Origin of the sequence: Rhizobium sp. BR 315 (assembly GCF_050577975.1) — a bacterium.
In the GTDB taxonomy this organism is placed as follows: Bacteria; Pseudomonadota; Alphaproteobacteria; order Rhizobiales; family Rhizobiaceae; genus Rhizobium; species Rhizobium miluonense.
In genome coordinates, this window is the sequence record NZ_JARWKZ010000004.1 from 229,830 (window position 1) to 247,806 (window position 17,977).

15 protein-coding genes and 1 tRNA gene are annotated in these 17,977 nt (G+C 59.4%); 9 read left to right on the plus strand and 7 right to left on the minus strand.

All coding sequences use genetic code 11. The features are described 5' to 3' along the window. The first annotated feature begins 150 nt into the window (after window positions 1-150). On the plus strand, window positions 151-612 hold the full coding sequence (locus QD409_RS07195; protein WP_092845008.1) for an Lrp/AsnC family transcriptional regulator: 462 nt from the start codon (window positions 151-153) through the stop codon (window positions 610-612). Window positions 613-618: 6 nt separating this feature from the next. On the opposite strand, the gene QD409_RS07200 is transcribed toward QD409_RS07195, so the two are convergent. Beyond that, entirely contained in the window at window positions 619-1,422 is an 804-nt protein-coding gene (locus QD409_RS07200; RefSeq protein ID WP_430762221.1) for an endonuclease/exonuclease/phosphatase family protein, read from the minus strand. Window positions 1,423-1,567: 145 nt separating this feature from the next. On the opposite strand from QD409_RS07200, the gene QD409_RS07205 reads away from it, so the two are divergent. Beyond that, a complete protein-coding gene (locus QD409_RS07205) occupies window positions 1,568-1,945 on the plus strand; it encodes a PilZ domain-containing protein (RefSeq protein WP_245297936.1) in 378 nt (125 codons plus the stop codon). 138 nt (window positions 1,946-2,083) lie between these two features. Continuing rightward, window positions 2,084-4,072 (plus strand): bifunctional 2',3'-cyclic-nucleotide 2'-phosphodiesterase/3'-nucleotidase, encoded by a 1,989-nt coding sequence (locus tag QD409_RS07210; RefSeq protein WP_430762222.1) that lies wholly within the window; start codon window positions 2,084-2,086, stop codon window positions 4,070-4,072. Between the two features lie 43 nt (window positions 4,073-4,115). Here QD409_RS07210 and QD409_RS07215 read toward each other — a convergent pair whose 3' ends face one another. Beyond that, complete coding sequence (locus QD409_RS07215; RefSeq protein ID WP_430762223.1) at window positions 4,116-5,084, minus strand: LysR family transcriptional regulator; 969 nt, start codon at window positions 5,082-5,084, stop codon at window positions 4,116-4,118. A gap of 137 nt (window positions 5,085-5,221) precedes the next feature. Between QD409_RS07215 and QD409_RS07220 the strand changes: the two genes are divergently transcribed. After that, window positions 5,222-5,836, plus strand: coding sequence for an FMN-dependent NADH-azoreductase (locus QD409_RS07220; RefSeq protein WP_430762224.1), 615 nt, complete (start codon window positions 5,222-5,224; stop codon window positions 5,834-5,836). 53 nt (window positions 5,837-5,889) lie between these two features. Here the strand turns inward: QD409_RS07220 and QD409_RS07225 are convergent, their stop codons facing one another. After that, the gene (locus QD409_RS07225; RefSeq protein WP_430762225.1) at window positions 5,890-6,471 is read right to left on the minus strand and encodes a TetR/AcrR family transcriptional regulator; all 582 of its coding nucleotides are present in this window, start codon (window positions 6,469-6,471) and stop codon (window positions 5,890-5,892) included. A 105-nt stretch (window positions 6,472-6,576) separates the two neighbouring features. On the opposite strand from QD409_RS07225, the gene QD409_RS07230 reads away from it, so the two are divergent. Then, window positions 6,577-7,353 carry an SDR family NAD(P)-dependent oxidoreductase gene (locus tag QD409_RS07230; protein ID WP_430762226.1) on the plus strand — a complete coding sequence of 259 codons (777 nt, stop codon included), beginning with the start codon at window positions 6,577-6,579 and terminating at the stop codon, window positions 7,351-7,353. 110 nt (window positions 7,354-7,463) lie between these two features. Here the strand turns inward: QD409_RS07230 and QD409_RS07235 are convergent, their stop codons facing one another. The 4 genes from QD409_RS07235 to wrbA all read right to left on the minus strand — a co-directional run bounded on the left by QD409_RS07235 (window position 7,464) and on the right by wrbA (window position 10,546). Beyond that, window positions 7,464-7,802: an HlyU family transcriptional regulator gene (locus QD409_RS07235; RefSeq protein WP_430762227.1), complete on the minus strand. Its 339-nt coding sequence runs from the start codon at window positions 7,800-7,802 to the stop codon at window positions 7,464-7,466. Window positions 7,803-7,839: 37 nt separating this feature from the next. After that, the gene (ilvA, locus tag QD409_RS07240) at window positions 7,840-9,090 is read right to left on the minus strand and encodes a threonine ammonia-lyase (RefSeq protein ID WP_430762228.1); all 1,251 of its coding nucleotides are present in this window, start codon (window positions 9,088-9,090) and stop codon (window positions 7,840-7,842) included. Window positions 9,091-9,640: 550 nt separating this feature from the next. Then, window positions 9,641-9,726 (minus strand) — tRNA-Leu (locus QD409_RS07245). Window positions 9,727-9,946: 220 nt separating this feature from the next. Further along, complete coding sequence (gene wrbA, locus QD409_RS07250; RefSeq protein WP_004118508.1) at window positions 9,947-10,546, minus strand: NAD(P)H:quinone oxidoreductase type IV; 600 nt, start codon at window positions 10,544-10,546, stop codon at window positions 9,947-9,949. Window positions 10,547-10,787: 241 nt separating this feature from the next. Between wrbA and QD409_RS07255 the strand changes: the two genes are divergently transcribed. The 4 genes from QD409_RS07255 (at window position 10,788) to QD409_RS07270 (ending at window position 17,906) form a co-directional block, all read left to right on the plus strand. Next, entirely contained in the window at window positions 10,788-11,561 is a 774-nt protein-coding gene (locus QD409_RS07255) for a competence/damage-inducible protein A (protein ID WP_092845279.1), read from the plus strand. Window positions 11,562-11,676: 115 nt separating this feature from the next. Beyond that, window positions 11,677-12,522: a universal stress protein gene (locus tag QD409_RS07260; protein WP_092844991.1), complete on the plus strand. Its 846-nt coding sequence runs from the start codon at window positions 11,677-11,679 to the stop codon at window positions 12,520-12,522. Between the two features lie 314 nt (window positions 12,523-12,836). Beyond that, complete coding sequence (gene gpt / locus QD409_RS07265; protein ID WP_430762229.1) at window positions 12,837-13,334, plus strand: xanthine phosphoribosyltransferase; 498 nt, start codon at window positions 12,837-12,839, stop codon at window positions 13,332-13,334. Between the two features lie 771 nt (window positions 13,335-14,105). Beyond that, window positions 14,106-17,906 (plus strand): vitamin B12-dependent ribonucleotide reductase, encoded by a 3,801-nt coding sequence (locus QD409_RS07270; RefSeq protein WP_430762230.1) that lies wholly within the window; start codon window positions 14,106-14,108, stop codon window positions 17,904-17,906. Window positions 17,907-17,977: the final 71 nt, after the last annotated feature.

Below are 17,977 nucleotides of genomic sequence, written 5' to 3' on the forward strand. Positions count from 1 at the left end.
CACTCCTCCTCGAACGCTTGTGCGTCTCATATTTTCTCCGCCTGAGATCAGACCACCACAGCCCCGCAATGTCCTTGCAAAGACAAATTGCGCTGCAGTCATTTTTCGTGATTTATTGCGTGGATAGGAGTTTTTTCGAAAGATCTTCGAATGTCCGACCTTGATGCCATAGATCATTCGATTCTGCGGATGCTGCAGCAGAACGCGCGGATCACCAATGCGGAACTGGCCGAAAAGGTCGGCCTATCGCCCTCGGCCTGCTCCCGCCGGCTCGATATCCTCGAAAAGAGCGGCGTCATCGCCGGCTATCACGCGCATCTGTCGCAGAAGGCGCTGGACTACAAGATGATCGCCATCGTGCACATCTCGCTATCCGGCCAGTTCGCCAAGACGCTTTCGGAATTCGAGGTGGCGGTAAAGCGCTGCCCGAACGTGCTGGCCTGCTACCTGATGTCTGGGGAATACGACTACATATTGCGCGTCGCCGCCCGGGATCTTGAGGACTACGAGCGCATTCACCGCGACTGGCTCTCGGCGCTGCCGCATGTCGTGAAGATCAATTCGAGCTTTGCCCTGCGCGAAGTCATAGAGAGGCCGAATGTCGGCCTCTGATCATTTTCAACGCAGATCCAGCAGCAGCGCGCGGTGATCTGAGACTTCGGGCTCGGCGACGGGATCGAAGCCGATCACCTCGACATTCGAGGTCACCAGCATGTAGTCGGCAAAGCGCGGCTGCTTTCGGTAATGAGACGTGCGCGTGTCGTCATGTCCCAGTGAGGTGACCAGATCGACGAGCCCGAGGCTGCCGAGGATTTCGAAGGTTTCGCTATCAGGAAGCACGTAGAAATCGCCGCAGACGACCAGCCGGTCGCCGTCCTGTTTCACCTGCCGGATGAGTTCGACAAACGCATTTGCCTGATGGCGGCGTGCAGCCGTGTCGCCCTTGCCTTCCAAGTCACGCAGGCCATGCATATGGGCGATGGTGACGGGATAGCCGTGTTCATAGTCGAAAAGGCGGATGCAATGAGCGTTGCGCGAGCGCGGATGCGGCCCGTAGCCATCGCCCGAAAATTCGCCATGGATGAAGCCGGCTGCTTGGCCGATGATCGGATAGGTCTTGCGCACGAAGGTCGCCAAGCCGAATTCGGAATGAAACCGTCGGTCCCCATCGAAAAGGTCGCCCCGTGCTACGGGGAGGAAGAAGGCATCGTAAGCCGGCAAAGCAACCTTCAGCTCCTCGAAGAGATTGGCGCGCTGCGGAAGCTCCACGCCGTGATCGCGATAGACCAGCCATCCGGTGTCCGCATCCTGCGTGCGAACCACTTCCTGCAGGCACAGAACATCCGCATCAACGTCGACAAGATAGGGCATCAGCGGCCCATACAGCCTGCCGCCCCACGCATTTAACGACACGATACGCATGTTCTGCACCTCTCAATAGTCACATCGCGGGTCGCGTTCAGGCACCTGGGTGCCGGTACCGATTCGGGACGACCGCCTACAATTTTAGCGACTATGCTAAGCATCCCTCAATGCACGCCTGCTATCCAGAAGGGGAAAAAGATGTATGAGCCGGGATAACATCATGCAGTTCTCTTCGAAATCTCTCGTCCAAGGCAATCTGAAAATCAAGACACGAGGTTCGCCGCGCCAACACGCCCGGCTGATGGGTCAGGTTCGCTATTTCACCAAGCTCGTCGCCGGTCGCGTCGTCGATATTTCCACCAGCGGGATCGCACTCGATCTGCAGTCGCCGCTCTATGCCGCGGCAGGCAGCAAGGTTCGCGTCGAATGCGACGATATCGGCCTGCTCGATGGTTTCGTGCGCTGGGCCCATAATGGCCGCATCGGCATCGAGTTCGATCGCTCGTCCAATGCCGCGGCAAAGGTCGCTTCCTATTTTCGCTTTTTCCACAAGGACATAAAGCCGGTTCTGAAACGCTGAACAAATGTTGGCACCGACTGGCATATAACCACAATAAGCCTGTCACATTCCTGGTGCACACCTTCGAAAATAGTCCTAGTCTCCCTTCACCCGAGAGATGATCGACGGACAATAGCCCTATCGTTGAAGGAGTGTTTCATGTCTTCCATTCTGGATTTGCCCAGCATGTCGCGCCGCTCACTGCTGCAAGGCCTCAGCGCCACGGCGGCGCTGATCGTGCTGCATCCTTTCGCCGCGCGCGCAGCCGGCAACCAGGCGCATCTGCGTCTCATGGAAACGACCGACATCCACGTCAACGTCTTCCCTTATGACTATTATGCCGACAAGCCGAACGACACGATGGGTCTGACGCGTACGGCAACGATCATCGACAATATCCGCGCCGAAGCCACCAACTCGCTCCTCATCGACAACGGCGACGTGCTGCAGGGCAACCCGATGGGCGACTACATGGCCTATCAGCACGGCATGAAGGACGGCGACGTCCATCCCGTCATCAAGGCGATGAACACGCTCGGCTATTCTGTGGGAACGCTCGGCAACCACGAATTCAACTACGGCCTCGACTTCATGTTCAAGGTCTTGGGTGGTGCAAACTTCCCGTTCGTGTGCGCCAACCTGACCAAGGGTCAGCTTGCCTCCGACCCGACGAAAGACGACTTGTTCTTCAAGCCCTATCTGATCCTCGAAAAGAAGATCAAGGACGGCTCCGGCAATGAAAGCCCGATCAAGATCGGCTTCATCGGCTTCGTGCCGCCGCAGATCATGCTCTGGGACATCAAGAACCTCGAAGGCAAGGCGCAGACCCGCGATATCGTCGAAGCCGCCAAGGCCTGGGTCCCGGTCATGAAGGCCGAAGGTGCCGATATCGTCATCGCCCTTTCGCATTCGGGCATTGACGGCAGCGGCCCGAGCGAGAAAATGGAAAACGCCTCGCTCTACGTGGCCGCGGTCGATGGCATCGATGCCGTCTTCACCGGCCACCAGCATCTCGTCTTCCCCGGCCCGAAGACCTGGGACGGCATCAAGGATGCCGATCCGGTGAAGGGCACGCTGCACGGCAAGCCCACCGTCATGGCCGGCTTCTGGGGCTCGCATCTTGGCTTGATCGATCTTCTGCTGGAGAAGGACGGCAAGAGCTGGAAGATCGTCGACTTCACCTCTGAAGCACGGCCGATCTATCATCGCGACGACAAGAAGAAGGTCGTCGCCGACGTCGCCGACAAGAAGGAAGTGGTCGAAGCCGCTAAGGCCGAGCATGAGGCGACGCTGACCTATGTCCGCACGCCCGTCGGCAAGACCTCCGCGCCGCTCTACTCCTACTTCGCGCTGGTCGCCGACGATCCGTCGGTGCAGATCGTCAGCCAGGCGCAGGTCTGGTATATCAAGGAGATGCTGAAGGAGACGCAGTACAAGGACCTGCCGGTTCTTTCGGCTGCAGCACCCTTCAAGTGCGGCGGCCGCAACGGCGCCGACTATTATACGGACGTTCCCGCCGGCAATATCGCCATCAAGAACGTCGCAGACCTCTATCTTTATCCGAATACGGTGCAGGCCGTCGTCATCAACGGCGCGCAGGTCAAGAACTGGCTGGAAATGTCGGCTGCGATGTTCAACCAGGTCAAGCCGGGCGCCAAGGACGCGGATATCATCAACGGCAGCTTCCCGTCCTACAACTTCGACGTCATCGACGGCGTCACCTACCAGATCGATGTCTCGCAGCCGCGCCGCTTCGGCGATGACGGCAAGCTCCTGAATGCCGATTCGAACCGCATCGAGAACCTGCAGTTCAATGGCAAACCGATCGACCCCGCGCAGAAGTTCGTTGTTGTCACCAACAATTACCGCGCCGGCGGCGGCGGCAACTTCCCGGAAATCCGGGCCGACAAGGTCATCTACCAGGCGCCCGACACCAACCGCGACGTCATCGTGCGCTATGTCCACGATCAGGGCACGATCAACCCGACCGCCGACGGCAACTGGACCTTCAAGCCGCTGCCGGGCACGACCGTCCTGTTCCAGAGCTCGCCAAAGGCCAAGGATTTCCTCGCTCAGGTCAAGAGCGTGAAGATCGAGGACGCCGGCGAAGGCACGGACGGCTTCCGCAACTACCGTCTGGTGCTGTAAGTCCCAACAATATGGTCCTCTCCTCCTTGCGGGGAGAGGACTTTCATTCAGCGGCCAGCCGCTTGTCTCCCGGATGGAACATCTCGACCGCCGCCTTGAAATCCGCCTGGTTCGGACATTGAGACAGGCGTGAACGGAAGGCTTCGATCATCCAGGCCGCCGCCGGGCCGGGCGGATTGTCGAGCTTGCGGATCGCATAGATCGGGTATTCGCTCTGATCGTAGGCGTCGAGAGGCAGCGGCACGAGCCGCCCTTTCTGCAAATCTTCCATGATAAAGGATGCCGGCAACCCACCCCAACCGAGGCCACCTCGGATCAGCTGATGCTTGGTGGCGATATCGCTGACGCGCCATGTCTTGTAAGACAGGACATTGAAATCCTTGCCATTCGTCAGGCTTGAGGCGTCGGTGACGACCAGTTGGACCTCCTCGCGGACATCGGCAAGCGTCAGCGGCCCTCCGATCTGTGCCAGCGGGTGCGTCGGTGCTGCGACGGGCATCATGAAGGAATGGCCGATACGCTCGATCATCAACGCATCGTCCTGCCTGATCACCGCCCCGCCAATGCCGATCGTCGACTTGCCGCTCGCGACAAGTTCCAACATCGTGCCGAGTTCGCCGGTGTCGAGACGCAGCGAAACGTAAGGAAAGCGATCGCGGAATTCGCGTAGCACCTCGACCGTGGCATGGACGGGCACCATGACGCTGATGGCGACAGCCACTTCTGCCTCCAGCCCGGTCTTCAAACCCTTCACTCTGGCGCGCATCACCTGAAGATCGGAGAGGATGCGGCGCGCATCCTCCAGCATCGCCCTGCCCGCATCCGTCAGCTTCGGCTGGCGGGAGCCAGAACGCTCGAAAAGCGGCATTTCCAGCTGAGCCTCCAGATTGGCGATCGTGTAGCTGATGACCGATTGGGCACGATTGAGCGCACGCGAAGCCGCGGAAAAACTGCCGGACTCTGCGACGGTCAGGAACACCTGCAATTGGTCAAGGGTGGGATTGGGAAGCATCGGCCATCCATTCTATCGATAATTACAATCCATATTATCACAGTTTCTCTCGATAGCACTGAGGACTTATCTATTGAATCGAACGTGATCGGATTCTCCCAGCCGATTTTCGCAACCCATTGAAAAGGAAAACGGATATGTCCTCCATTCTGCTTCTGACCTCCAGCCCCCGCTCGGATTCGCTCTCCAGCAAGATCGCCGTCGAGCTTGCAGAGAAGATCAAGGCCAATAACCCGGGCAAGACGCTTGTTCGTCGCGATCTCGCCGCCGACAACCTGCCACATATCGACGGCCCCTTCACGGCCGCTATCCGCACGCCGGCCGACGCCCGCACGCCCGAGCAGAACGAAGCCATCAAGGTTTCCGAAGCGCTCGTTGACGAGCTGCTCGCCGCCGACACGCTGGTCATCGGCACCGGCCTCATCAACTTCAACATCTACTCTTCGCTGAAGACCTGGATCGACAACATCGCCCGCGCCGGCCGCACCTTCACCTACACGGAAACCGGCCCGAAGGGCCTGGCGACCGGCAAAAAGGCCTACATCGTGCTCGCCTCCGGCGGCGTTTACTCCGAAGGCCCGGCTGCTCCGCTGAACCATGCCGTTCCCTATCTGAAGTCGGTTCTCGCCTTCATCGGCATCACCGATGTCGAGACCGTCTATGTCGAAGGCGTCGCTTTTGGTCCGGAAGCCGCCGAAAAGGCTGTCGGCGCCGCTCAGGCCCGCGCTTCCGAGCTGGCTCTCGCCGCTTAATCGACAGCATTATTCTGATGATGACAGGCGGCCGGCTCCAACCGGCCGCTTTGCTATTTTGCCTGTGGCAGCTCCTTCACGAACTGCTTCACGGTCTCCAGAATTTCACTGGAAAGCGCTTCGTCGTTCGCCACGCGCGCAAGGCCGAGCGCGCCGGTCATGAGGCAGGAGGCGATGATTGCCTTCCGTCTGGCTTCGGCGGTTTCGGGCTGTGGCATGCGCGCCGTCATGGTCTCGAAATTTCTTTGTAAGCCCTCAGTCGCCACGGTGCGGACCGCATCGTTGCTGCGCGCCATATCTGCCGTCAATGCCGCATAGGCGCAGCCCTCGCCGCAATGATCCCGGTGACGTTCGCTGAGATAGCTGTCGACATAGTCGTTCAGCGAGATGCTCGCGGGGTCAATCCCCTGTTCCTCCTGCTGCCGTCGCCATGACCCGATGGCCGATTCCATAGCTTCCGCCACGAGTTCGTCGCGGGAGGCGAAATGCTTGTAAAAGCCCCCGACGGTCAAACCGGCTTCCTTCATGAGATCGGCGACGCCGATTCCCTCCAATCCCTCCTCGCGCAGACGTTTGGCGGCAAGCGTCACGATGCGTTCGTGCGTCTTCTGCTTTTCGAGTTGTGAGCGGCCCATCGAAAATCCTTTCGCACCCGGCTTGACAAAATGGATTACGATCATAATCCTTATAGATAACGACCATAATCCAGATCGTGACAAAAGCCAACAGGAGCTACGAACATGCGTCTCAAGAACAAGGTTGCCCTCATCACTGGCGGAAACAGCGGTATCGGCTTCGCCACCGCCCGCCTCTTCCTCGCTGAAGGCGCCAAGGTCGCCATCACCGGCCGCAATGCCAAGACGCTTGCTGCGGCAGCCGAGGAGCTCGGCGGCGACGTGCTGGCGTTACAGGCCGACACGACAGACATCCCGGCCATGGAGAAGGCGTTTGCCGAGGCTGCAGAGAAGCTTGGAAAATTCGATGTCGTCTTCGCCAATGCCGGAATTGCCGGCGAAACCGCACTCGGCAAAACCACGCTTGAGCAATTCGAGACCATCGTACGGGTCAACTTCACCGGCGTCTTCTTCACCGTGCAGGCGGCGCTGCCGCATCTGAACGACGGCGGTTCGGTGGTCCTGAACGGGTCGGTGCACGCCGTCCTCGGCATTCCCGGCTATTCCGCCTATGCGGGCACGAAGAGCGCCGTTCGCGCCATGACCCGCAATCTCGCCTCTGAACTCGCCCCCCGCGGCATCCGCGTCAACCAGGTGACGCCGGGCGCCACCAAGACGCCAATCTGGGGTACGCGCGCTGCCACACCGGAGGCCATGGATGCGCTGGAGGCGCGCTTCGGCAGTCTTAGCCCGCTCGGCCGCATGAGCGAAGCCGACGAAATCGCCAAGGCCGCGCTCTATCTGGCCTCCGACGATTCCGCCAACGTTACGGCCATCGAAATCACGGTCGACGGCGGCGCCGTCAATGCGCCCTCCGGCGCAAAGCTGTTCCGCACGGCCTAAGCCTGAGAAAATCCAACAGCCATCGATTTCAGTAGGTGTTATGGGCCGCCAAAAGCAGATGCGGGAGGCGGCCCCTGCATCAGAGGCACAATAAAGGAATCCGCCTGCTATTAAACCTGGCGGGTCTTTTCGCCATCGCCGAACAGCGAGGCGCCGTTCTGGTCGATGATCTGCTGCGCCTTGCGGAACGCCGATTCCACAGCATCGTCCGACGAGGTAAAAACATCGGCGCGAATGAACGTGCGCACCAGCATCTCGCCGTTCACATCCTTCTCGATCCGGCCCATGAGGCGGAACTGATTGCCCTCGCGCTGCGGCGTCGCATAGATCGTGCAGCCGGCATGCAACTGCGGTTCGGCGCTGACGGCCGGAGCGGTAGACTTTTCAGTGCCCGGCTGCGCTGCGCCGCCGGTGAAGATCGAGATGATATTTGAAAAGAACGAAGCCATGGATCGCCTTTAGCATGAAGGTTGCGGGGTCGCAAAGTCAAATGATCAGGTTTGCCAGGATCTCGTTTTCGGTGATGTCCTCATAGCCCATACCGGAGCTTTCGAAGTTGGCGATAAGCTGCTTGAAATTATCCGGATTCTTCGTCTCGATGCCGATCAGGATGGAGCCGAAATTGCGGGCGCTCTTCTTCAGATATTCGAAGCGGGCGATATCGTCCTCCGGGCCGAGCATGTTGAGGAAATCCCGAAGCGCGCCGGGGCGCTGCGCCAGACGCAGAATGAAGTATTTCTTCAGCCCGGCATAGCGCATGGCGCGCTCCTTGACGTCGGGCAGGCGCTCGAAGTCGAAATTGCCGCCGGAGACGACGGCGACGATGGTCTTGCCGCGGATGCTGTCGCGATCGAGCTTTTCCAACGCCGTGATCGCCAGCGCACCGGCAGGCTCCAACACGACGCCCTCAACGTTCAGCATATCGGTGATGGTGACGCAGATGGCGTTTTCCGCGATGAGCTTGACCTGATCGGCTGCAAAGCCCTTCAAGGCGGCGAAGTTCAGCTCGCCGATACGGCCGACGGCAGCGCCATCGACAAAATTGTCGACCTTAGCCAGCGTGATCACATGTCCCGCCTCGATGCTGCGGCGCAGGCTCGGCGCCCCCGCAGGTTCTGCAAAAACGAAGGCGTCGCGGGAAAGCTTGTCGGCGAAATAGCCGGTGATGCCGGCTGCAAGACCGCCACCGCCGACAGGAAGAAGGACATGGTCGGGGACAACGCCCTCGGGGAGCTGCTCTGCGATCTCGGCTGCAACGGTCGCCTGCCCCTCGATGATATCGACATGATCGAAGGGTGGCACCATGACGCCGTCGATGCGCTCAACATGTTCGCGCGCGGCCTGATAGCATTGGTCGAAGAAATCGCCGAAGAGCTTGATGGTGATGAACTCGCCGCCGAAGATGCGGGTCTTGTCGATCTTCTGCTGCGGCGTCGTCACCGGCATATAGACCACGCCCGGCACGCCGAAATGGCGGCAGACGAAGGCAAAACCCTGGGCATGGTTGCCGGCGGATGCGCAGACGAAGGTCTTTTCCGTACCGCCTTCGGCGATCACCTTGCGGAGGAAATTAAAGGCGCCGCGGATCTTGTAGGAACGCACCGGCGTCAGATCCTCGCGCTTCAGCCAGATATCAGCGCCATAGCGGGCGGAAAGATGCTCGTTCAGCTGTAGCGGCGTTGCGGGAAAAAGGCCACGCATGGCCTCGGTTGCGTCGAGAACAGTCTGTTTGTCCAAGGCTTATCCGTCCTTCTTCAATCCATCCCTGCTATGACACAGGAAACATGAGCAAAGAAAGCCTGTTTGTCGCGCTTTCAGACCTGCCGTCGCGATATCATTGCCGCAAACGGGCAGTTAACCATTTATGCCTCTGATAGAGGAATTCCCAAAATCTGCGAGTTGACAGCAAAGCTCCCCCTGCGTCCAATATGACACAGCCATCATGACGATGGTTAGAGGCCCGCCCAACACCGATCCGTCGGCGCCGGCGGGCTTCGCCTGACTCACTTCGCATGCGTGCGATGCTTCCAATCGCCTGATTGCTCCATTTCCGGTGAGTCCGCTGTCTCGAAGACAGCCTTTGACCGTTGCGCAGCCAGCGAGATGACCTCGTTTTGCTGACATGTGTCTTGCAAGGCCCTGATCAATTCCGGGCGCAAACCGTCTCCACGCTTTGCCGCGATCTCATGCAGATGAAGGAAGATGGACATGGCATACTCCGATCCGGTTGATTGGATCAGATTCGCCATCGGCCAAAGCGGCAGCCACCCGTTTCCTGATAAGCCGATGGTGCGGACGACGGGGGTCGAACCCGTACAGCCAAAGGCCGAGGGATTTTAAGTCCCTTGCGTCTACCAGTTTCGCCACGTCCGCGCTGGGCGATTTCAATATCTTGCGTTGTGTGATTTGGAAAGCGTCGCGCAATCGTTTTTTGAATTGGACTGCAGCTTTCTGAGATACGCGCCTCTGGCGCCTTCAACCCGGCTGGTGAGCGCGGTCAAGTCGATGCAAGTGCCGCAGATCGCCGGCTGCTATCGCTCAAACAAAAGGCGCGGCTTTCGCCGCGCCCCGTCCGGATTTCCGTTAGATCAGATCAAGCAGTGAGCTTGGCAGCGATCTTGGCGACGTGGGCGCCCTGATACTTTGCTGCTTCCAGCTCGATTTCGGACGGCTGGCGCGAGCCGTCGCCGTTGGTGATGGTGGAAGCGCCGTAGGGCGAGCCGCCCTTGACTTCTTCCGTGCCCATCTGGCCCTGGAAAGCATAGGGAAGGCCGACAACGGCCATACCCTGATGCAAAAAGGTTGGGATGAAGCCAAGAATGGTCGATTCCTGGCCGCCGTGCTGGGTCGCGGACGATGTGAAGACCGAGCCGACCTTGCCGACGAGCTTGCCAGCGAACCAGAGGCCACCCGTCTGATCCCAGAAATTGCGCATCTGCGAGGCGACGGTGCCGAAACGGGTGCCGGAGCCGACGATGATCGCATCGTACTCGGCCAGTTCGTCCGGCGTTGCAATCGGAGCTTCCTGATCGAGCTTGAAGTAAGAGGCTTTCGCAACTTCTTCCGGCACGAGTTCCGGCACGCGCTTGACGGTGACTTCGGCACCTGCGGACTTTGCGCCTTCTGCGACGGCATAGGCCATCTTCTCGATGTGACCGTAAGCGGAATAGTAGAGAACCAGAACCTTAGCCATAAGAACGTCTCCTGTTTGCTGGACGCGTTAAGTGTTGCACTAGGTTTTATCAGCGATACGACAGCCGAGCAGCCCCCATGCTCAGAACGCACTGTTCATTCTGCGTAGACGAGAATTCATTTGCAACATCTTGCGATCACTGATGGCGATGTGAAAACGAGCGTTTGCATTCGCAGTAAACAGCGCTACCTATTTCGAACTTTTTGCGAACGCGCCAATGCGCATTTTCCTGGATGTCTTCATGTCAAACGAAACCATTGTCACAGCCGCCATGCTGGCCATCGGCGACGAATTGCTCTCCGGCCGGACCAAGGACAAGAATATCGGCCATCTCGCCGACGTACTGCTACTGGCTGGCATCGACCTGAAGGAAGTTCGCATCGTTGCCGACGACGAGGATGCCATCGTGTCAGCTCTGAACGCCTTGCGCAGCCAATATGACTATGTCTTCACCTCAGGCGGCATCGGCCCGACGCATGACGATATTACCGCTGATGCCATTGCCAAGGCTTTCGGCGTGCCCTGCGAGCACGATGCCGAGGCGATGCGGCTGATGGGCGAAATGTATGCCCGGCGTGAGATGGAGTTCACCGAGGCTCGCCAGCGCATGGCTCGCATGCCTTTGGGATCGAAGCATATCGCCAATCCGGTCTCGACGGCCCCCGGCTTCAACATCGGCAACGTCTATGTCATGGCCGGCGTGCCGCAGGTTTTCCAGGCGATGCTCGACAATGTTATCCCGACGCTTAAGACCGGCGCGCGGGTGTTGTCGACCGCCATTTCCTGCCCCTATGGCGAGGGCGAGATCGGCACGCCGCTCGGCCTCATCCAGAAGGCGCATCCCGATACCAGCATCGGCTCCTACCCGCGCTACGTCGGTCAATTCTTCTCGACCGAGATCGTCGTGAGGGGCCGCTCGGCCGAGCTGGTTGAAAATGTCGCGGCGGAAGTGCGCGCAATGATCGAAACCATCCGGCAATCGAAAGCCAAGGAAAATCAGTCGGCTGAAGCGTGACATTCAACGACGGCGTGCATGTTGCGGGGAACCAGGAACGTATTCTGGGCATTATCTTGTAGCGGAATGCTGATATCATGATCCGATCCAACCCTTCCGCGTGGGAGATCTCTTCATGTCCTACAAAACGATAGTGACCGTTCTCGATAATCCCAACAATACGCGGGTCGCTGCCGAGTTTGCGGCGGCGCTCGCCAAGGAGCATGGCGCCCATGTCGTCGGCCTCCATGCGGAAATCGTCTCGACCGTGCCGCTCGTGGCACCGATGGAGATCCCCGATCCCGTCGCAGTTCAGGCATTGCAGGATGTTGCGCACAATCAGGCGGTCGAAATCGAGCGCCTGTTCCGCAGGAAAATGGAGAGCGCGGGTCTCGACTATGATTGGTATAGTTTTGCCAGCACGATCGGTTACGGCACAGAGCCCTTGGTCGAGACCGCCCGCAGCGCAGATCTGCTGGTTGCCGTGCAGCCCGACCCGTCGAAATATGCCGACTCCCAGGTCGATGTCGAAACCTTCCTGTTCGACAGCGGTCGGCCTGTGTTGCTGATCCCCTATATACTGAAGGAGCCGAAGCCTATCCGCCGTGTCCTGATCGCCTGGAACGGCTCCAAGGAAGCGGCGCGCGCCACCTTCGATGCCATGCCCTTCCTCAAGTCAGCCGATTCCGTCGAGATCCTTTCGGTCAGCACGCATGAAAAGGACCCGCATCCGTCCAAGGAAACCGGTGCCCAGATTGCAGCTGCGCTGACGCGCCATGGTGTTCGCGCCAGGTTCGAGATGGCAGCTTGCAGCGGCAAGTCGACGCCATCACAAGTCATCGAAAACCGCCTTGCCGATGACAGTATCGACCTGCTGGTCATGGGCGCCTACACGCACTCCTGGCTATGGCAGATGATCTTCGGCGGCACGACACGCACATTGCTGCAGTCTATGACCGCAATGACGCTGCTGGCGCGCTGATCGACTTAAAGATCGAAACGGGCGGCTGCCGGTCCGGATGTGCACCGGTTCGCTGCACTGCAGCTATTGCCTTTTGCCGGTAAATCCAGCAGAAAGCAGCGACCGATGACAGAACTCCCGCCAGGGAACCGATCACGCGGTCGAAGGAGCATGATCCCGAAAGGCCTGTGGCTTTTCCCGGATGAGATCCTGTTCAAGTAGACAGTCGGCGATCGCGTTCCGGACTTGGATCAAGGTCCGCGCCCTTCGCGGGGTCTGCTCAGGGTCGCCGGTGTTGCCGGTGCGTCATTATTCCATGCCCCGGAGCTTCTGCCATGTCCCTGCCCGATAAAGCCTTTCCCGTATCCTGGGATCAGTTCCATCGAGACGCCCGCGCGCTTGCCTGGCGGCTTGCCGGCCTCAACCGAGACTTCAAGGCGATCGTCTGCATAACGCGCGGCGGCCTCGTGCCCGCAGCCATCATCTCGCGCGAACTCAATATCCGCCTGATCGATACCGTCTGTATCGCCTCCTACCACGACTATTCCAGCCAGGGCGAAATGAACCTGCTCAAGGGCATCGCCCCGGAACTGTCTGCCAATGGCGGCGAAGGCGTGCTCGTTGTCGACGATCTCACCGATACCGGCAAAACGGCTCTCGAAGTCCGCGCCATGCTGCCGAAGGCGCATTTCGCCTGCGTCTACGCCAAGCCGACGGGTGTGCCAACCATCGACACCTTTATCACGGAAGTCAGCCAGGACACCTGGATCTACTTCCCGTGGGACATGGGCTTCACCTATCAAGAGCCGATCGCCAAAGGTCATCGCGGCTGATCCTGAAGGCTCGCGCCGCGAATCAGTTGTGATTCCGTTCGCGTTGCCGGAGCATGGCTCTATAACGTTAATAGACATGGGCGCTGCGGCGCCCACTACATTTAGTGGGCCTCGCACCCGCTGGAATGCACGGGATTCAAGGGTTTCCGCGCGAATCATCATGCGTGACAGCATGATTTTGCCAAGCTGCCAATGGTATTGAGGCCACGGTCACAATTTTGTCGTTTTTGACACCGGCGGTGAAGGCGCATGCTTCATTCGCGGTCGCACGAAGGGCGAGAATCCCTCCTCAACCTCTTGAATCTCTTACCCTACTGGCGTTTCCCCAGTTTCCACAGGCAAGCCCACAAGATATTGTGGTTAGCAATCCATTACAAACCACCCCTTGACGGAATCGGGTCTTTCAAAGTTAATGGACGACGTTGCGGCGGCGACTGAACCAGGCGGGTTTACAAGGGCTGGTTCTCAATTCGAAATCGGATTTGGATTCAAGGCGTTTCACTATTGCTGGTGACCGCCTCGGGGGTTTTTGTGCCGATATCGATGCTGCCGAAAAAACAGATGCGGGGACTGGCGGCAATAAGCTGTTAATACTATATTTAGTGTTTGCAGCCACCATCACCACAAGATACAGGATGGCCATCTCCGGATGACACCTCCTGTCACAGAACGGATTGAAAGCTGGCTGCGCGTTGACATCGCCTTGCCGGAATGAGAGTTTTTGCGCCTTGCTTTCACCTTGGCGCGTACCAACGAATGAGGATTGGGACTATGCGCATCGAACGTCGTTTTACGAAGGCCGGGCAATCACCCTACGCGGATATCGAATTCCGCAAGGCGACCAGCGAGATCAAGAATCCCGATGGTTCGATCGTCTTCCGTCTCGAAAACATCGACGTTCCCGCGCAGTTCTCGCAGGTCGCCGCTGACATTCTGGCGCAGAAGTATTTTCGCAAGGCCGGCGTGCCCGCCAAGTTGAAGAAGGTCGAGGAAAACGACGTTCCTTCCTTCCTGTGGCGTTCCGTGCCCGACGATGCGGCTATGAAAAACCTGCCCAAGGATCAGCAGACCGGCTCTGAAACCGATGCGCGCCAGGTTTTCGATCGCCTGGCCGGCACCTGGACCTACTGGGGCTGGAAGGGCGGCTATTTCTCGTCCGAAGAAGACGCTTCAGCCTTCTGTGACGAACTTGCCTATATGCTCGCCACCCAGCGCGTCGCTCCGAACTCGCCGCAGTGGTTCAACACCGGCATGCATTGGGCCTACGGCATCGACGGCCCCGGCCAGGGCCATTTCTATGTCGATCCCTTCACCGGCAAGCTCACCAAGTCCAAGTCGGCCTATGAGCATCCGCAGCCGCATGCCTGCTTCATCCAGTCGGTCGAGGACGACCTCGTCAATGAAGGCGGCATCATGGACCTCTGGGTTCGCGAAGCTCGCCTGTTCAAATACGGCTCGGGCACGGGCTCCAACTTCTCGATGCTGCGCGGCGAAGGCGAAAAGCTTTCCGGCGGCGGCCGCTCCTCTGGCCTGATGAGCTTCCTGAAGATCGGCGACCGCGCTGCCGGCGCCATCAAGTCGGGCGGCACGACGCGCCGCGCCGCCAAGATGGTCGTCGTCGACATCGACCATCCGGATATCGAGGAATACATCAACTGGAAGGTCAAGGAAGAGCAGAAGGTCGCGGCCCTCGTCACCGGCTCGAAGATCGTCGCCAAGCATCTGAAGGCGATCATGAAGGCGACGGTCAACTGCGAAGGCGACAATGACGATTGCTTCGACCCGGCCAAGAACCCTGCCCTGAAGCGCGAAATCCGCGCTGCCAAGAAGGATCAGGTTCCGGAAAACTACGTCCAGCGCGTCATTCAGTTCGCCCGCCAGGGCTACAAGGATCTAGAGTTCAAGACCTACGACACGGACTGGGATTCGGAAGCCTATCTCACCGTATCGGGCCAGAACTCCAACAACTCGGTCTCCATCAAGGACGACTTCCTGCGCGCCGTCGAGGCCGATGGCGACTGGAACCTGACTGCCCGCAAGGACGGCAAGGTCATCAAGACGCTGAAGGCCCGTGACCTTTGGGAATCCATCTCCTATGCCGCATGGGCATCGGCCGATCCGGGCCTGCACTTCAACACGACGATGAACGACTGGCACACCAGCCCGGCTGCCGGCCCGATCCGCGCATCCAACCCGTGCTCGGAATACATGTTCCTCGACGACACGGCCTGCAACCTCGCTTCGCTGAACCTGATGACCTTCAAGGATGCAGCGACGAAGCGCATCAACATCGCCGACTACGAGCACGCCGTGCGCCTCTGGACCGTGGTTCTCGAAGTCTCCGTGATGATGGCGCAGTTCCCCTCGCGCCGCATCGCCGAGCTTTCCTACGAATACCGCACGCTCGGCCTCGGCTACGCCAATATCGGCGGCCTGCTGATGTCGTCGGGCATTCCCTATGACAGCGACGAAGCTCGCGCCATCGCCGGCTCGCTGACCGCTATCATGACCGGCGTCGCCTATGCGACTTCGGCCGAGATGGCATCCGAACTCGGAACCTTCCCGATGTTCAAGCCGAACCGCGAGAATATGCTGCGCGTCATCCGCAACCACCGCCGCGCCGCTTATGGCGAGACCTCCGGCTATGAAGGCTTGTCGGTCAATCCGGTGGCGCTGATCCACTCCGAAAACCCGGATCAGGATCTCGTTGCTCATGCCAAGGCTGCCTGGGACAAGGCGCTGGAGCTCGGCGAAAAGCACGGCTACCGCAATGCCCAGGCCACTGTTATCGCACCGACCGGCACGATCGGCCTCGTCATGGATTGCGACACGACCGGCATCGAACCGGACTTCGCTCTGGTGAAGTTCAAGAAGCTCGCTGGCGGCGGCTACTTCAAGATCATCAACCGCGCCGTTCCGGAAGCGTTGCGCACGCTCGGCTATTCCGAAAGCCAGATTGCCGAGATCGAGGCTTACGCCGTCGGCCATGGCAACCTGAACCAAGCTCCTGCCATCAACCCGTCGACGCTGAAGGCCAAGGGCTTTACTGCCGAGAAGGTCGATGCCGTCAACGCCGCTCTGAAGAGCGCCTTCGACATCAAGTTCGTCTTCAACCAGTGGACGCTCGGCGCCGACTTCCTGAAGGGCACGCTGAAGGTTTCCGACGAGCAGCTCGCCGATATGAGCTTCAACCTGCTCGACCATCTCGGCTTCTCCAAGAAGGACATCGAAGCCGCCAACATTCATGTCTGCGGTGCGATGACGCTGGAAGGCGCTCCCTTCCTGAGACAAGAGCATCTCGCCGTCTTCGATTGCGCCAACCCCTGCGGCAAGATCGGCAAGCGCTACCTTTCGGTCGAAAGCCACATCCGCATGATGGCCGCTGCCCAGCCCTTCATCTCGGGCGCCATCTCCAAGACGATCAACATGGCGAACGAGGCAACCGTCGAGGACTGCAAGAACGCCTACATGCTCTCCTGGAAGCTTGGCCTCAAGGCCAACGCGCTCTACCGCGACGGCTCCAAGCTCAGCCAGCCGCTGAACGCCTCGCTGATCGAGGACGACAGCGACGAGGATGCGCTGGAGGAATTCCTGCAGGCTCCGGCAGCCGCACAGGCCGTCACCATCACTGAGAAGATCGTCGAGCGCGTGATCGAAAAGGTTATCCGCACGCAGGAGAAACTGCCGGGCCGCCGCAAGGGCTACACCCAGAAGGCCAAGATCGGCGGGCACACCATCTTCCTGCGCACCGGCGAATATGACGACGGCCGCCTCGGCGAAATCTTCCTTGATATGAATAAGGAAGGCTCGGCTCTGCGCGCCTTCATCAACAACTTCGCGATCTCCGTCTCGCTCGGCCTGCAATATGGCGTGCCGCTCGAGGAATATGTCGACGCCTTCACCTTCACCAAGTTCGAGCCGGCCGGCATCGTCACCGGCAACGACGCGATCAAGAACGCAACATCGATCCTCGATTACGTGTTCCGCGAACTGGCTATCTCCTATCTCGGCCGTCACGATCTTGCCCATGTCGACACCTCGGACTTCAGCAACACGGCGCTCGGCCGCGGTGTTTCCGAAGGCAAGGCCGATGTCGTCTCCAAGGGCCTGACCCGCGGCTACAAGCCGACGCTGGTTCCGACATCCGGCGAGCGCCCGGCCGCCGACGTCAAGGGTTCGGCAACGGCCGCCCCGGCACGCGCTGCATCGCTTGCAACCGTCACCGCCTTTGCCGGCAACACGGTCCGCAAGCTGGAGCCGACGAGTGCCGTCTCGACCTCCGAAGTCGTCGCCTTCAAGCGCGATTATGAAGAGCGCGCCAAGGAACTGGCCGAAGAGATCGCCGAAGAACTGGCGGACGAAACCGCCACCGGCCTCTTCACCGACAAAGCCGCAAGCGACGCGGTAACGGCCAAAACGGAAGCCAAGAAGCTGGAATCCGAACGCCGTGCCCGCTCGATCATGCAGGGCTACACCGGCAACATGTGCACCGAGTGCCAGAACTTCACGATGGTGCGCAATGGCACCTGCGAGAAGTGCGACACTTGCGGCGCAACGAGCGGCTGCTCTTGAGCACAAAACAATCACATGTGTCGATCCAATCAAGGTATTGCGCAAAACCAATCGCTTCTGCGCAAAATGAG

Coding starts and splice junctions, on each gene's coding strand:
- QD409_RS07255 (WP_092845279.1), top strand. CDS start 10,788: ATGTCAAACGAAACCATTGTCACAGCCGCCATGCTGGCCATCGGCGAC.
- QD409_RS07260 (WP_092844991.1), top strand. CDS start 11,677: ATGTCCTACAAAACGATAGTGACCGTTCTCGATAATCCCAACAATACG.
- wrbA (WP_004118508.1), bottom strand. CDS start 10,546: ATGGCTAAGGTTCTGGTTCTCTACTATTCCGCTTACGGTCACATCGAG.
- QD409_RS07205 (WP_245297936.1), top strand. CDS start 1,568: ATGAGCCGGGATAACATCATGCAGTTCTCTTCGAAATCTCTCGTCCAA.
- QD409_RS07215 (WP_430762223.1), bottom strand. CDS start 5,084: ATGCTTCCCAATCCCACCCTTGACCAATTGCAGGTGTTCCTGACCGTC.
- QD409_RS07270 (WP_430762230.1), top strand. CDS start 14,106: ATGCGCATCGAACGTCGTTTTACGAAGGCCGGGCAATCACCCTACGCG.
- QD409_RS07210 (WP_430762222.1), top strand. CDS start 2,084: ATGTCTTCCATTCTGGATTTGCCCAGCATGTCGCGCCGCTCACTGCTG.
- QD409_RS07200 (WP_430762221.1), bottom strand. CDS start 1,422: ATGCGTATCGTGTCGTTAAATGCGTGGGGCGGCAGGCTGTATGGGCCG.
- QD409_RS07230 (WP_430762226.1), top strand. CDS start 6,577: ATGCGTCTCAAGAACAAGGTTGCCCTCATCACTGGCGGAAACAGCGGT.
- gpt (WP_430762229.1), top strand. CDS start 12,837: ATGTCCCTGCCCGATAAAGCCTTTCCCGTATCCTGGGATCAGTTCCAT.
- QD409_RS07225 (WP_430762225.1), bottom strand. CDS start 6,471: ATGGGCCGCTCACAACTCGAAAAGCAGAAGACGCACGAACGCATCGTG.
- QD409_RS07220 (WP_430762224.1), top strand. CDS start 5,222: ATGTCCTCCATTCTGCTTCTGACCTCCAGCCCCCGCTCGGATTCGCTC.
- QD409_RS07195 (WP_092845008.1), top strand. CDS start 151: ATGTCCGACCTTGATGCCATAGATCATTCGATTCTGCGGATGCTGCAG.
- QD409_RS07235 (WP_430762227.1), bottom strand. CDS start 7,802: ATGGCTTCGTTCTTTTCAAATATCATCTCGATCTTCACCGGCGGCGCA.